The 13,781-nt window shown below is 63.9% G+C and carries 11 protein-coding genes and 1 pseudogene; 11 read left to right on the forward strand and 1 reads right to left on the reverse strand.

Translation table 11 applies throughout. From position 1 onward, the window contains the following. Nucleotides 1–134 precede the first annotated feature (134 nt). The 11 genes and pseudogenes from JYK05_RS13815 to fdhA all read left to right on the forward strand — a co-directional run bounded on the left by JYK05_RS13815 (nucleotide 135) and on the right by fdhA (nucleotide 12,479). A complete protein-coding gene (locus tag JYK05_RS13815) occupies nucleotides 135–1,529 on the forward strand; it encodes an L-serine ammonia-lyase (protein WP_206469031.1) in 1,395 nt (464 codons plus the stop codon). Nucleotides 1,530–1,554: 25 nt separating this feature from the next. Beyond that, entirely contained in the window at nucleotides 1,555–2,799 is a 1,245-nt protein-coding gene (locus JYK05_RS13820; protein ID WP_175940837.1) for a sarcosine oxidase subunit beta family protein, read from the forward strand. Between the two features lie 13 nt (nucleotides 2,800–2,812). Next, nucleotides 2,813–3,112 (forward strand): sarcosine oxidase subunit delta, encoded by a 300-nt coding sequence (locus JYK05_RS13825; protein ID WP_175940838.1) that lies wholly within the window; start codon nucleotides 2,813–2,815, stop codon nucleotides 3,110–3,112. Continuing rightward, complete coding sequence (locus JYK05_RS13830) at nucleotides 3,109–6,111, forward strand: sarcosine oxidase subunit alpha family protein (RefSeq protein ID WP_206469033.1); 3,003 nt, start codon at nucleotides 3,109–3,111, stop codon at nucleotides 6,109–6,111. The genes JYK05_RS13825 and JYK05_RS13830 overlap by 4 nt, the downstream gene beginning before the upstream one ends. Further along, nucleotides 6,101–6,766 (forward strand): sarcosine oxidase subunit gamma, encoded by a 666-nt coding sequence (locus JYK05_RS13835; RefSeq protein ID WP_175940840.1) that lies wholly within the window; start codon nucleotides 6,101–6,103, stop codon nucleotides 6,764–6,766. The genes JYK05_RS13830 and JYK05_RS13835 overlap by 11 nt, the downstream gene beginning before the upstream one ends. After that, nucleotides 6,763–7,191, forward strand: coding sequence for a dihydroneopterin aldolase (locus tag JYK05_RS13840; protein WP_175940841.1), 429 nt, complete (start codon nucleotides 6,763–6,765; stop codon nucleotides 7,189–7,191). The genes JYK05_RS13835 and JYK05_RS13840 overlap by 4 nt, the downstream gene beginning before the upstream one ends. Then, nucleotides 7,188–7,451 carry a hypothetical protein gene (locus JYK05_RS13845; RefSeq protein WP_206469035.1) on the forward strand — a complete coding sequence of 88 codons (264 nt, stop codon included), beginning with the start codon at nucleotides 7,188–7,190 and terminating at the stop codon, nucleotides 7,449–7,451. Before JYK05_RS13840 ends, JYK05_RS13845 begins: the two co-directional genes overlap by 4 nt. Nucleotides 7,452–7,469: 18 nt before the next feature. Further along, entirely contained in the window at nucleotides 7,470–8,057 is a 588-nt protein-coding gene (gene cas6e, locus JYK05_RS13850; protein ID WP_175940843.1) for a type I-E CRISPR-associated protein Cas6/Cse3/CasE, read from the forward strand. Between the two features lie 15 nt (nucleotides 8,058–8,072). Next, nucleotides 8,073–8,555, forward strand: a pseudogene (locus tag JYK05_RS13855) (type I-E CRISPR-associated endonuclease Cas1); the annotation flags it as partial. A gap of 1,167 nt (nucleotides 8,556–9,722) precedes the next feature. Further along, entirely contained in the window at nucleotides 9,723–11,141 is a 1,419-nt protein-coding gene (locus JYK05_RS13860) for an MFS transporter (protein ID WP_175940844.1), read from the forward strand. 141 nt (nucleotides 11,142–11,282) lie between these two features. After that, nucleotides 11,283–12,479, forward strand: a complete 1,197-nt coding sequence (gene fdhA / locus JYK05_RS13865) for a formaldehyde dehydrogenase, glutathione-independent (RefSeq protein ID WP_206469037.1) — start codon at nucleotides 11,283–11,285, stop codon at nucleotides 12,477–12,479. A gap of 57 nt (nucleotides 12,480–12,536) precedes the next feature. Here the strand turns inward: fdhA and JYK05_RS13870 are convergent, their stop codons facing one another. Then, on the reverse strand, nucleotides 12,537–13,532 hold the full coding sequence (locus JYK05_RS13870) for a GlxA family transcriptional regulator (protein WP_175940846.1): 996 nt from the start codon (nucleotides 13,530–13,532) through the stop codon (nucleotides 12,537–12,539). Nucleotides 13,533–13,781 lie beyond the last annotated feature (249 nt).

A 13,781-nucleotide genomic window follows, 5' to 3' on the forward strand; every position in this document is an offset into this window, starting at 1 on the left:
AAGCGCTGACGCCGCCATCCCATTTCCATGCCGTTTTTGTTCTATCTGCCGGAATTGCGGTTTGGTGCAATGAGGCCATGTCGAACGCGCTCGCTCATTCGAACGACGCGAACCGCCAACCTTGAGGCCACGCCATGAATGTCAGCGTTTTCGATCTGTTCAAGATCGGCATCGGACCTTCCAGCTCGCATACCGTCGGGCCGATGATCGCGGCGTGCCGCTTCGCGTCGCACATCGAGGACGCGAACCTGCTCGGCTTCGTCACCCGCGTGCGGGCCGAGTTGTTCGGCTCGCTCGGCGCGACGGGCAAGGGCCACGGCACCGACAAGGCCGTGCTGCTCGGCCTCGAAGGCAATCTCCCCGATCTGATCGATCCGGACGCGATCGCGCCGCGCCTCGCCGACATCCGCGCGACGAAGCGTCTGAATTTGCTCGGCAAGCGCGCCATCGTGTTCGACGAGCGCGAGCATATCGGCTTCTATCGCAAGCTGATGCCGGGCGCGGCGGGATCGAGCATGGTGCATCCGAACGGCATGCGCTTTCAGGCGTTCGATGAAAACGGTCAACTGCTCGTCGAGAAGGAGTATTACTCGGTCGGCGGCGGCTTCGTGACGAACCGCGAAGGCGAGCGCGTCAACGGTGTGCGGGCGGGCGCGAGCGTGCCGTATCCGTTTCGTACCGGCGACGATCTCATGCGCATCTGCCGGGAGACAGGTCTGTCTATCGCCGATGTCGCGATGAAGAACGAATGCGCGAATCGCAGTGAACACGAAGTGCGCGAGGGCATGCTGGCCGTGTGGCGCGTGATGGCCGCGTGCGTCGAGCGCGGCTGCAAGGAGCGCGGCGATTTGCCGGGACCGATGCAGGTCAAGCGCCGCGCCGCGGACCTGTGCGCGCAACTGCGCTCGCGTTCCGAGGAATCGCTGCGCGATCCGCTCTCGATGCTCGACTGGGTGAACCTCTACGCGATGGCCGTCAACGAAGAAAACGCTTCGGGCGGGCGCGTGGTCACTGCTCCGACCAACGGCGCGGCCGGCGTGATTCCCGCCGTGCTGCACTACTACGTGAAGTTCATGCACGGCGCGAACGACGAAGGCATCGTGCGCTTTCTTCTGACGGCGGCAGCCATCGGCATCATCTACAAGGAGACGGCTTCCATTTCCGGCGCGGAAGTGGGCTGTCAGGGCGAAGTGGGCGTCGCGTGCTCGATGGCCGCCGCCGCGCTCGCAGCCGTGATGGGCGGCACGCCCGCGCAAGTGGAAAACGCCGCCGAAATAGGCATGGAACACCACCTCGGCATGACGTGCGATCCCGTCGGCGGCCTCGTGCAGATTCCGTGCATCGAGCGCAACGCGATGGGCGCGATCAAGGCGATCAACGCCGCGCGCATGGCGATGAAGGGCGACGGCAAGCATTACGTGTCGCTGGATTCGGTCATCAAGACCATGCGCGAAACGGGCGCGGACATGAAGACGAAATACAAGGAGACGTCGCGCGGCGGGCTGGCCGTGAACGTCATCGAGTGCTGAAACACCGCTACGAAGGAAGAAACACATGAGCCGCTATTCGATATTCAGCCTGCTGCGCAACGGCATGTCGTATCACGAGAACTGGGAGCGCCAATGGCGCAGCCCGGAGCCCAAGCGCGAATACGACGTGGTGATCGTCGGCGGCGGCGGGCACGGCCTCGCGACGGCCTACTATCTCGCGAAAGAGCACGGCATTACCAACGTCGCGATTCTGGAGAAGGGCTGGATCGGCGGCGGCAATACCGCGCGCAACACGACCATCGTGCGTTCCAACTATCTGTGGGACGAATCCGCCGCGCTGTATGAGAAGGCGATGAAGCTGTGGGAAGGCCTGTCGCAAGACCTCAACTACAACGTGATGTTTAGCCAGCGCGGCGTGATGAACCTCGCGCACACGCTGCAAGACGTGCGCGATACCGAGCGCCGCGTGAACGCGAACCGGCTCAATGGCGTCGATGCCGAGTTCCTCACCCCCGCGCAGATCAAGGAGATCGAGCCGACCATCAACCTAAACAGCCGTTATCCGGTGCTGGGCGCGTCGATACAGCGTCGCGGCGGCGTCGCGCGTCACGATGCGGTGGCCTGGGGCTTCGCGCGCGGCGCGGATCAGGCGGGCGTGGACATCATCCAGAACTGTCAGGTGGTGGGCATTCGGCGCGAGGGCAACCGCGTGACCGGCGTCGATACCACCAAAGGCCATATCAAGGCGAAGAAGGTTGCGATCGTCGCGGCCGGCAACACCACGACGCTCGCGGACATGGCGGGCGTGCGGCTGCCGCTCGAAAGCCATCCGTTGCAGGCGCTCGTGTCCGAGCCGATCAAGCCGGTGGTCAACACGGTCGTGATGTCGAACGCGGTGCACGCGTACATCAGCCAGTCCGACAAGGGCGATCTCGTGATCGGCGCGGGCGTCGATCAGTACACGGGCTTCGGGCAGCGCGGCAGCTTCCAGATCATCGAAGGCACGCTGGAAGCGATCGTCGAGATGTTCCCCGTGTTCTCGCGCGTGCGGATGAACCGCCAGTGGGGCGGCATCGTCGATGTTTCGCCGGACGCATGCCCGATCATCAGCAAGACCGACGTGAAGGGCCTCTACTTCAATTGCGGATGGGGCACGGGCGGCTTCAAGGCGACGCCGGGTTCCGGCTGGGCGTACGCGCACACCATCGCGAAAGACGAGCCGCATCCGCTCAATGCGCCGTTCTCGCTCGACCGCTTCTATACCGGCCATCTGATTGACGAACACGGCGCGGCAGCCGTGGCGCACTGAAGGAGTACTGAATATGTTGCTGATCGAATGCCCCTGGTGCGGGCCGCGCGCCGAAAGCGAATTTTCGTGCGGCGGCGAAGCGGACATTGCGCGCCCGCTGGAAACGGAAAAGCTCACCGACAAGGAATGGGGCGATTACCTCTTCATGCGCAAGAACCCGCGCGGCGTGCATCGCGAGCAATGGATGCATGCGCAAGGCTGCCGCCGCTGGTTCAAGGCGCAGCGTGACACGGTGACCTACGAGATTCAGGGCTACGAGACGTTCGACCGTCCGCTGGCTGTGATGGACAACAAGGAGGGAGCGTCGAAATGAGCCAGAAAGACCGACTCGCAACGGGCGGGCGCATCAATCGCGCCATCGCGCTGACCTTCACGTTCAACGGCAAGACGTATCAAGGCTATCAGGGCGACACGCTCGCGTCCGCGCTGCTCGCCAACGGACAGCACTTCGTCGCGCGTAGCTGGAAGTATCACCGGCCGCGCGGCATCGTGACGGCGGGCGTGGAAGAACCGAATGCGGTCGTGCAACTGGAGAAGGGCGCTTATACGGTGCCGAACGCGCGCGCGACCGAAGTGGAGCTGTATCAGGGACTGGTCGCGGAGAGCGTGAACGCGAAGCCGAACATCGAGAACGATCGCATGGCGATCAATCAGAAGATCGCGCGTTTCATTCCGGCGGGCTTCTACTACAAGACGTTCATGTGGCCGCGCAAGCTGTGGCCCAAGTACGAAGAAGTCATTCGCGATGCAGCCGGTCTCGGCAAGGCGCCCGAAGAACGCGATGCGGACCGCTACGACAAGTGCTTCGCGCATTGCGACGTGCTCGTGGTCGGCGGCGGACCGTCGGGTCTCGCTGCGGCGTATGCGGCGGGCTTGTCCGGCGCGCGCGTGATTCTCGTCGACGATCAGCGCGAACTGGGCGGCTCGCTGCTCTCGTGCCGCGCGGAGATCGACGGCAAACCCGCGCTGCACTGGGTGCAGAAGATCGAGGCCGAACTGCGCACGATGCCGGACGTGAAGATACTTTCACGCAGCACGGCGTTCGGGTATCAGGACCACAATCTCGTGACGGTGACGCAACGCCTGACCGATCACTTGCCCGTGTCGATGCGCAAGGGCACGCGCGAACTGATGTGGAAAGTGCGGGCGAAGCGCGTGATTCTCGCGACGGGCGCGCACGAGCGTCCCATCGTGTTCGGCAACAACGATCTGCCCGGCGTGATGCTGGCGTCCGCGGTATCGACGTATCTGCATCGCTATGCGGTGCTGCCGGGCCGCAACGCAGTGGTGTTCGCCAACAACGACGACGCCTACCAATGCGCGCTCGATCTCAAGGCGGCGGGCGCACAGGTCACGGTTGTCGATCCGCGTCCTGCCGAAACGAAGGGCGCATTGCCCGCAGCCGCGCGACGCTACGGCGTGCGCGTGATGAACAACGCGGTGGTGACGGCAGCGCACGGCAAGCTGCGCGTGTCGTCGGTAGAAGTGGCTTCGTATGCGAACGGCACGGTCGGCGCGAAGCAAGCCGACCTGCCTTGCGATCTCGTCGCGATGTCCGGCGGATGGAGCCCGGTGCTGCATCTCTTCGCGCAATCCGGCGGCAAGGCGCATTGGCACGATGAGAAAGCATGCTTCGTCCCCGGCAAGGCGATGCAGGCGGAGACGAGCGTCGGTGCATGCGCGGGCGACTTCACGCTGGCACGCGGCATTCGCTTCGGTCTCGAAGCGGGCGCGGAAGCGGCGCGCGCAGCGGGACATATCGTGGCGCGGACGCAGCCGGTGAAGGTCGCGGAGATCGCGGAAGCGCCGATCATGCCGCTGTGGCTCGTCGGCGGACGCGAACTCGCGACGCGCGGACCGAAGCAGTTCGTCGATTTCCAGAACGACGTTTCCGCCGCCGACATCTATCTCGCCGCGCGCGAAGGCTTCGAATCGGTGGAGCACGTGAAGCGTTACACGGCGATGGGCTTCGGCACGGATCAGGGCAAGCTCGGCAACATCAACGGCATGGCGATTCTTGCGCAGGCGCTCGGCAAGACCATTCCGGAGACAGGCACCACGACGTTCCGCCCCAACTACACGCCTGTCACGTTCGGCACGTTCGCGGGCCGCGAACTGGGCGAGTTTCTCGATCCCGTGCGCAAGACGGCCATTCACGAATGGCACGTGCAGAACGGCGCGATGTTCGAGGACGTCGGCAACTGGAAGCGCCCGTGGTACTACCCGAAGGGCGGCGAAGACATGCACGCGGCCGTCGCGCGTGAATCGCTCGCGGTGCGTCAGAGCGTCGGCATTCTCGATGCATCGACGCTCGGCAAGATCGACATTCAAGGCCCCGATGCCGCGAAGCTGCTGAACTGGGTCTACACCAACCCGTGGAGCAAGCTGGAAGTGGGCAAATGCCGCTATGGCCTGATGCTCGATGAAAACGGCATGATCTTCGACGACGGCGTGACCGTGCGCCTCGCCGAACATCACTACATGATGACGACGACCACCGGCGGCGCGGCACGCGTGCTCACGTGGCTCGAACGCTGGCTGCAAACCGAATGGCCCGACATGCGCGTGCGGCTCGCATCGGTGACGGACCATTGGGCGACGTTCGCCGTGGTCGGACCGAATAGCCGCAAGGTGCTGCAAAAAGTGTGTCAGGACATCGACTTCGCCAACGCCGCGTTCCCGTTCATGAGCTATCGCGATGGCACGGTGGCGGGTGCATCGGCGCGTGTCATGCGCATCAGCTTCTCGGGCGAACTGGCCTACGAAGTGAACGTGCCGGCGAACGTGGGCCGCGCGGTGTGGGAAGCCATCATGGAAGCGGGCGCGGAATTCGACATCACGCCGTACGGCACTGAAACGATGCACGTGCTGCGCGCGGAGAAGGGCTACATCATCGTCGGGCAAGACACCGATGGCTCGATGACGCCGTTCGACCTCGGCATGGGCGGCCTCGTCGCGAAGTCGAAAGACTTCATCGGCAAGCGCTCGCTCACGCGCTCGGATACCGCGAAGGCGGGACGCAAGCAGTTCGTCGGCTTGCTCACGGACGATCCTTCGTTCGTGCTGCCGGAGGGATCGCAGATCGTCGCGGGTCCGTTCCAGGGCGATACCGCGCCGATGCTCGGCCATGTGACGTCCAGCTATTACAGCCCTGTTTTGAAGCGTTCGATTGCGTTGGCCGTCGTGAAGGGCGGGCTCGACAAGATCGGCGAAACCGTCACGATTCCGCTTGCGAGCGGCAAGCAGATCAACGCGAAAATCACCAGTTCGGTGTTCTACGACAGCGAAGGAGCACGTCAACATGTGGAATGAAACCAAAGGTTCCTCGACCGTTGTGGATCGCATGGCAGTCGGGCAGAGCAGCCTCGGCCCGACGTGGCAGGAGTCGCCGCTCGTGGGCGCGGATGCGCTGATGAAGGCGCATCATGCGGGCGCGTCGAAGGCGTTTCGCTTGACGGAGCGTCCGTTCCTGCAACTCGTGAACGTGCGCGGCGATACACGCGATGCCGCGTTCATGCACGCGGCGGAAAGCGTGATCGGCTGCGCGCCGCCTTCGATGCCGAACACCATCGCGAAGGGCAACGGCTACGACATGCTGTGGCTCGGGCCGGACGAATGGCTTGTGGTGTCCGAGGCGCAGCACGATGCATCGCGCGCGGCGCCGCTCGAAGCGCGATTGCGCGATGCCTTCGCGGGCGCGTTCGCATCGGCGGTGGATATCGGCAGCGGTTATACGGTGCTCGATATCGACGGTCCTCGCACGCGCGATGTGCTTTCGCGCGGCTGTCCGCTGGATTTGCATCCGAAGGTCTTCGGCGCGGGGCAGTGTGCGCAGAGCCACTACTTCAAGGCGTCGATCACGCTGGTGCCGCTGGGCGGCGATCGCTTCGAAATCATCGTGCGTCGCAGCTTCGCGGATTACTTCGTGAAGATCATGCTCGATGCGGCCGAGCCGCTGCTCGCATGAAGCCGTACGAGCCGTTGCATACGGGCGGACAAGGATGGCGCGTGATCGTCGATGAACTCGTCGTGATGACGCGCGTCGGGCTTTATGAGCACGAGCATCGCGCGCCACAGGCTATATCCATCGATGCGAGCCTGCGGTATCGCGGCATGCCTCGCGAAGACGAGCTGATCGATTACGAGGCCTGGTGCAATCGCGTGACGGTGTATCTGCAAGAGAAGACGCATACGCGCTTGCTCGAAACGCTTGCGGTGGAGATTGCCGCGTTATCGTTCGATGCATGGCCGGCGCTCGATGCGCTGACGCTTGCGCTCCACAAGCCGAAGATTCGCGAGGGCACGCGAAGGCTCGCGCTCGAACTCGACTGGCGGCGCGCGGATTACGATGCGTGGCGAGTGCAACAGGCGCTTGCTGTGTCGAGCGCATGAACGCATCGCGCGATGCGGCGGCGCGGCTTTCCGAACGCGCTTGTAAGGAGCACGATGCGCAGGCGGCGCTGGCGCTGCTCGATCGGAGCATCGCGTTGGGGCATCGGCGGATTGCGCTGATTCGGTATTTGCACGCGCAGTATCTCGGTGCGGCGCTTGAGGGGCGGCATCATGTGTACGTTAAGGAGGTCGCTTCGAGGTTGAGTGGGGAGGCGTTGGTGGGGGTGGTGAAGGTGGCGCGGGGGAGGTTGGGGGGTTAGGGGTTGAGTTGTCTCCGTATGGGCGGAGGAAGCGCGAGAGCGAGAGCGAGAAGAGAGAGCGTGTGCGGCCTATCTCCGTATTCGCGGAGGAACCCGACCGCTGCACTTCAGGCCACCGCCACCGCAGGACCTATCTCCGCATACGCGGAGGAACCGCGACCGCCATCTGCTTGTCGCCCCACTGCGTGGGCCTATCTCCGGTTACCCACGCGCCGCCGCAAGCGCGCCGACGAGAAAAGAGTCCGCGAACGCGATGCGTTTCTGGTCGCGTGTTCGCAAAGACCCGAAGACGACGATCTGCGACGCGAGGCCGTCTATGCCGAATGGCTGAACGAACAGTTCCGATCGACCGGAGCGGCCAGTGTGCTCGAAGCTCGTATGACGCGGTTCCAGCTCACGCCGGTGCTTCGTCGCACGCAAGCCGTTGCCGGCGACGGCACGCCTCGGCAGTCACGTTCCATCAACGGCCCGGATGCGGTGTTTACCGGACACTTGCGTGTAGAAGAGCCGGATGCTTTCGCTCGGCTGCTTGCGCGCGGCGTCGGACGGCATCGGGCATTTGGGTTCGGCATGTTGGTGCTGAAGCCTGCCTCTATCGACGGTTGATCGCGCAGGCGCGACATGCTGGAGGGGCGGCTGGGGCTCGACACGTCGCGCGTGCCGCGTGGAGATCGCCATGGGCTGCTGTGGCTGGAGCGCGGCGAACTCGGCGTCATCGACGGATGCCTGCATTTCACGAGCGGGCAATACGTTGATCAGATTCCGCATCAGTCGGTATCCATGGTTCTGCTCGGCCCCGGCGGCAGCGTAACGCATGACGCACTGCGGTTGCTTGCGCGCCACGGCACCCTGCTTGCCGCGGTTGGCGCGAGCGGCGTGCGCGGTTACACCGCGTTGCCGCTCATGCCGGATCGCTCGGATGTCGCGCGGCGGCAGGCCGAGCTGTGGGGCAGCGCGCGCCGACGCCTGGCCGTTGGGCGGCACATGTATGCGCTGCGGTTGGGCGAGGTGTTGCCGCATCGCGATCTGGATACGCTGCGCGGCATCGAAGGGGCGCGCGTGAAGACGATCTATCGGTTGCGCGCGCAGCAATTCGGCATCGATTGAAACGGACGGCACTCAATCATCGGGTTATGTGGGAGAGGTTCCTCCGCGTACGCGGAGATAGACCACGCTTGCTGCCGAGCACGACGACGAGCGCCGCGGTTCCTCCGCGTACGCGGAGATAGGCCGGCGACCGGCGAATACGACGAAGCGAACTGGTAGGTTCCTCCGCGTACGTGGAGATAGGCCCGAATACGTGATCAGCCAGCAACAGCGGGACTGGGTTCCTCCGCGTAAGCGGAGATAGGCCCGGCGGAGTCAAGACGCAGACACAAGGGGCCAAGGTTCCTCCGCCTACGCGGAGATAGGCCCTCGAGCCAGGCCGGCTCGTCCAGTTGTTCGAGGGTTCCTCCGCATACGCGGAGATAGGCCCGACGCGCACGGTGCGATCGGCGCCGAAATGGCGGTTCCTCCGGCTACCCGGAGATAGGCCCACCGATGGAAGGGAAGACATCGGCCTGATGCAGGTTCCTCCGTGTACGCTGAGATAGGCCCGCATCGTGCGGACTAATCGGCATTACGCCGCAGGTTCCTCGCGTACGCGGAGATAGGCCCTGGACACCACCGCGCCAGATCGTAGATGAGCCGGTGCCTCCGCGTACGCGGAGATAGGCTCGTGGCGGGCGGCATGCTGAGTGCCGGTTGGCCTGTTCCTCCGCGCACGCGGAGATAGGCCTTTCACGCAGTAATACTTCGCGTGATCGACCACGGTTCCTCCGCGCACGCGGAGATAGACCCACCCTCTGGAATGCCTCCTCGTGCTGCCAGGGGGTTCCTCCGCACACGCGGAGATAGGCCCTACCAGTACACGATCACGAAACGCGGCTTGGAGGTTCCTCCGCGTACGCGGAGATAGGCCCCCGCAGAGCATGTTCGGCGACGGAACAGTAGCGGCTCCTCCGCATACACGGAGCTAGGCCGTTCTTGCCGCTTGCTTTATCGCGTTCCTGCTTGGCTCCTCCGCACACGCGGAGATAACCCCCATCCGGCCAACCGCGCGGCGGTAACGATCCAGGCCCCTCCGCACACTCGGAGCCCACCCCCCATGACGCCCCCATTCCACCCCCATGACGCATTCCTTCTATGTCCCGGCTTTATGTCGGCGTCTACTGAAAAGACCTGCACCGAACCCAAGCGGTCACACACCGCATCGAGAGGAACCAAAAAATGTCCACCGCCACACAGCCCCGCGCGAGCGCCGCGGCGCGGCTCGAGCGCCTGCCGTTCTCGAGCTATCACCGCACCATCTTCATCATCATCGCGGTGGCCTTCTTCTTCGATTCCGTCGATCTCGGCACCATGACCTTCGTGCTCGGCTCGATCAAGACCGAGTTCGGCCTCTCGACGGCGACGGCGGGCCTCGTCGCCAGCGCGAGTTTCTTCGGCATGGTGCTGGGCGCGGCCGTCGCGGGCCTGCTTGCCGATCGCTTCGGCCGACGTCCCGTATTCCAGTGGAGCATGGTGCTCTGGGGCGTCGCGTCGTATCTCTGTTCGACGGCGCATTCCGTCGAATCGCTGATCTTCTATCGCGTGCTGCTCGGCATCGGCATGGGAATGGAATTCCCGATCGCGCAGACGCTGTTGTCCGAGTTCGTGCCGACCGCATCGCGCGGTAGAGTCATTGCCCTAATGGATGGCTTCTGGCCGCTCGGGTTCATCGCATCCGGCGTGGTGTCGTACTTCGTGTTGCCGCACTTCGGTTGGCGTACCGAGTTCGCGTTGCTCGCCATTCCCGCTGTTTTCGTGCTGATCGTGCGACGCGTCGTGCCCGAGTCACCGCGTTGGCTCGAACATCGCGGACGCACGGCGGATGCGGACAGCGTGCTCGCGAATGTCGAAGCGAAGGTGATGAAGGCGACCGGCTTGCGCGAGTTGCCGGCGCCCTCGCTGCTCGCCGAGCCGCCGGTCGCGAAAGGCGTCGGCGCATTCCGTGAAATCTGGAGCGCGGCGTACAGGCGTCGGACGATCATGGTTTGGATGCTGTGGTTCTTCGCGCTGCTCGGCTTCTATGGGCTGACGTCATGGCTCGGCGCGCTCATGCAGCAAGCGGGCTTTGCGGTGACGAAGTCCGTGCTCTACACGGTGCTGATCTCGCTTGGCGGCGTGCCGGGCTTCTTGTGCGCGGCATGGCTCGTCGAGCGATGGGGACGCAAGCCGACGTGCATCGCATCGCTCGTCGGCAGTGGCGTGATGGCTTACCTCTACGGACAGACCGCGCTGCACGCCGAAACGCCCACGTTGCTGATCTGCGCCGGACTCGCGATGCAATTTTTCCTCTTCGCGATGTGGGCCGCGCTCTACACCTACACGCCCGAGTTGTACGGAACGGGCGCGCGTGCCACCGGGTCGGGCTTCGCGTCGGCGATCGGGCGCGTGGGGTCGTTGATCGGGCCTTATGTCGTGGGCGTCGTGTTGCCGGTGTTCGGGCAGGGCGGCGTGTTCTCGCTCGGAGCGATGTGCTTCGTGGTGGCGGCCTCGGCGGTCTGGGTGTTGGGCGTGGAGACGCGAGGCGTGGCGCTCGAGAAGCTCGTCTCCGAAGCCGAGCACGATGAAGGCGCGAAGGTCTGGGCTTCGGCGGAGAACTGAAGCGCTGTCGTTCCCAACCAAACCCACGTCGCATTCGACGCAAGTGATTTTCGCGGCCGAGCGTACTCTTCCCGCACGGCCGCGAGCATCGCAAAGAAAGAGCTCGCGCCCGCCGTCCACGAATCCAAGGAGACGAGTCACATGAGCACGAATCGCGGCGTCGTATATCTCGGTCAGGGCAAGGTCGAAGTCCAGTCCATCGACTATCCGAGAATGGTCGATCCGCGTGGCCGCGACATCGGCCACGGCGTCATTCTCAAAGTCGTCAGCACCAATATCTGCGGTTCGGACCAGCACATGGTTCGCGGCCGCACCACCGCGCCCATCGGTCTCGTGCTCGGGCACGAGATCACAGGCGAAGTCATCGAGATCGGCCGCGACGTCGAAACGCTCGCCATCGGCGATCTCGTGTCCGTGCCGTTCAACGTCGCGTGCGGACGCTGTCCCACCTGCAAGGCGCAGCACACGGGCGTGTGCCTCAACGTGAATCCATCGCGGGCGGGCGGGGCGTACGGCTATGTCGACATGGGCGGCTGGATCGGCGGACAAGCCGAGTACGTGATGGTCCCGTACGCCGACTTCAACCTGCTCAAGTTCCCCGACAAGGCGCAGGCCATGTCGAAGATCCGCGACCTCACCTGTCTCTCCGACATTCTCCCGACCGGCTATCACGGCGCCGTCATGGCGGGCGTGAAGCCGGGCGCGACCGTGTATGTCGCGGGCGCGGGGCCGGTCGGCATGGCGGCGGCGGCATCGGCGCGTCTGTTGGGCGCGGCCTGCACGATCGTCGGCGACATGAACGAAGAGCGTCTCGCGCACGCGCGCAAGATGGGCTTCGAGACGGTGGATCTATCGAAAGACGCGACCCTCGCGCAACAGATCGAACAGATTCTCGGCAAGCCGGAAGTGGATAGCGCCGTCGATTGCGTCGGCTTCGAAGCGCACGGTCATGGCAGCGAGCACAACGCGGAAGCGCCGGCAACGGTCCTCAACTCGCTGATGGAAATCACGAAGGCAGCGGGCGCGATCGGCATTCCGGGCCTCTATGTCACCGACGATCCGGGCGCCGCCGATGCCGCCGCGAAGAAGGGCAGTCTCAGCATCCGCTTCGGCCTCGGCTGGGCGAAGTCGCATTCGTTCCACACGGGCCAAACGCCGGTGATGAAGTACAACCGCAACCTGATGCAAGCGATTCTGTGGGATCGTCTGCCGATTGCGGATATCGTGAACGTGTCGGTGGTATCGCTCGATCAGGCGCCGGACGGTTATCGTCAATTCGATGGCGGCGCGCCCCGCAAGTTCGTGCTTGATCCGCACGGCATGCTCAAAGCGGCTTAAACAAAAACAATGCGCCCCTAGAAGAAGGGGCGCATTTCCGTATACCGCCGAACGAACTTAAGCCACCATCACAGGCACTGCACTCAAAGGCGGCACCTGCTTCCTTCTCTCGCGCGTAGGCGCAGTGCCGAATGCATCGCGATAGCTCTTCGAAAAGTGGCACGCGGACTGAAATCCGCACGCCATCGTGATGTGCATGATCGACATATCCGTCTGCAACAGCAGCTCGCGCGCGCGTCGCAACCGCAGCGTCAGATAGTAATGCGTCGGCGTCATGCCGAGGTGCTCGCGAAAGAGCCGCTGCAATTGCCGTTGCGACATGCCGGCAAGCCGCGCGAGTTCTTCGCGCGACAACGGCTCTTCGATGTTGTTCTCCATCAGCGAGATCACTTCGAACAAGGATTTGTTCGCCGATCCGAGCCGCGCGACCAGCGGCATGCGCTGCTGGGCGCTCGTATCTCGCACGTGTTCGACGATGAACTGCTCGGCGATCTGCGTGACGCGCGCAGTGCCGACGCGCGAGGCGATCAGATTCAGCATCATGTCGAGCGGCGCGACGCCGCCGGTACACGTCACGCGATCGCGGTCGATCACGAAGAGTTCCTTCAGGAAGCGCGTGTCCGGAAACTCTTCTTTAAGCGCCGACATGTTCTCCCAGTGAATCGCGCAGGCATAGCCCGCCAACAGACCCGCACGCGCGAGCGCATACGTGCCGGTGCACAAGCTGCCGAGCACGCAGCCCGTGCGCGCGAAGCGGCGCAACGCGGAGAGATGCTCGAGCGCGGTCGAACGCTGCACGTCGATGCCGCCGACCACGAACACGATATCCGGCTGGCCCACGCATTCCACGGGTCCCGTATCGACGGAAAGCCCATTGCTCGCCGTGACCGGTCCGCCCGTGGGACTCACGATGGACCATCGATACAGCGGCTGTCCCGTCAGATAGTTCGCCATGCGCAGCACTTCAATAGCGTTGGTGAACGCCATCATCGTGAAGTTGGGAAGCGGCATGAAGGCGAAGTGCGACAGCGACGCTGTACGATCGGAAGACATGGGGGAGTTGATTCCTTGGAATCTGATGTTCGACGCCGTCATTCGCGGCGCTTGCTGCTTCTGTCATTGTTTGACACTTCTGCATTTTGATTTCTAGTGCAACTAGCATGCCATCAGGCTAAACCCTGAGCGCCTATAGCATGCCTGATTCGCCTTCTAAAGCCACGCACTAACGCGGCGCGAACACCCGTTCTAAAGCACTGATAAAGCGCACGATCGTTCCTCGGCAGTGCAGCGCGCGCGAGCGAT

Source organism: Caballeronia sp. M1242, from assembly GCF_017220215.1.
Classification (GTDB): Bacteria; Pseudomonadota; Gammaproteobacteria; order Burkholderiales; family Burkholderiaceae; genus Caballeronia.

What these genes read in the sequence shown, in the direction of transcription:
- JYK05_RS13815 (WP_206469031.1), top strand. Translation starts at nt 135, where the DNA reads ATGAATGTCAGCGTTTTCGATCTGTTCAAGATCGGCATCGGACCTTCC.
- JYK05_RS13820 (WP_175940837.1), top strand. Translation starts at nt 1,555, where the DNA reads ATGAGCCGCTATTCGATATTCAGCCTGCTGCGCAACGGCATGTCGTAT.
- JYK05_RS13825 (WP_175940838.1), top strand. Translation starts at nt 2,813, where the DNA reads ATGTTGCTGATCGAATGCCCCTGGTGCGGGCCGCGCGCCGAAAGCGAA.
- JYK05_RS13830 (WP_206469033.1), top strand. Translation starts at nt 3,109, where the DNA reads ATGAGCCAGAAAGACCGACTCGCAACGGGCGGGCGCATCAATCGCGCC.
- JYK05_RS13835 (WP_175940840.1), top strand. Translation starts at nt 6,101, where the DNA reads ATGTGGAATGAAACCAAAGGTTCCTCGACCGTTGTGGATCGCATGGCA.
- JYK05_RS13840 (WP_175940841.1), top strand. Translation starts at nt 6,763, where the DNA reads ATGAAGCCGTACGAGCCGTTGCATACGGGCGGACAAGGATGGCGCGTG.
- JYK05_RS13845 (WP_206469035.1), top strand. Translation starts at nt 7,188, where the DNA reads ATGAACGCATCGCGCGATGCGGCGGCGCGGCTTTCCGAACGCGCTTGT.
- cas6e (WP_175940843.1), top strand. Translation starts at nt 7,470, where the DNA reads ATGGGCGGAGGAAGCGCGAGAGCGAGAGCGAGAAGAGAGAGCGTGTGC.
- JYK05_RS13860 (WP_175940844.1), top strand. Translation starts at nt 9,723, where the DNA reads ATGTCCACCGCCACACAGCCCCGCGCGAGCGCCGCGGCGCGGCTCGAG.
- fdhA (WP_206469037.1), top strand. Translation starts at nt 11,283, where the DNA reads ATGAGCACGAATCGCGGCGTCGTATATCTCGGTCAGGGCAAGGTCGAA.
- JYK05_RS13870 (WP_175940846.1), bottom strand. Translation starts at nt 13,532, where the DNA reads ATGTCTTCCGATCGTACAGCGTCGCTGTCGCACTTCGCCTTCATGCCG.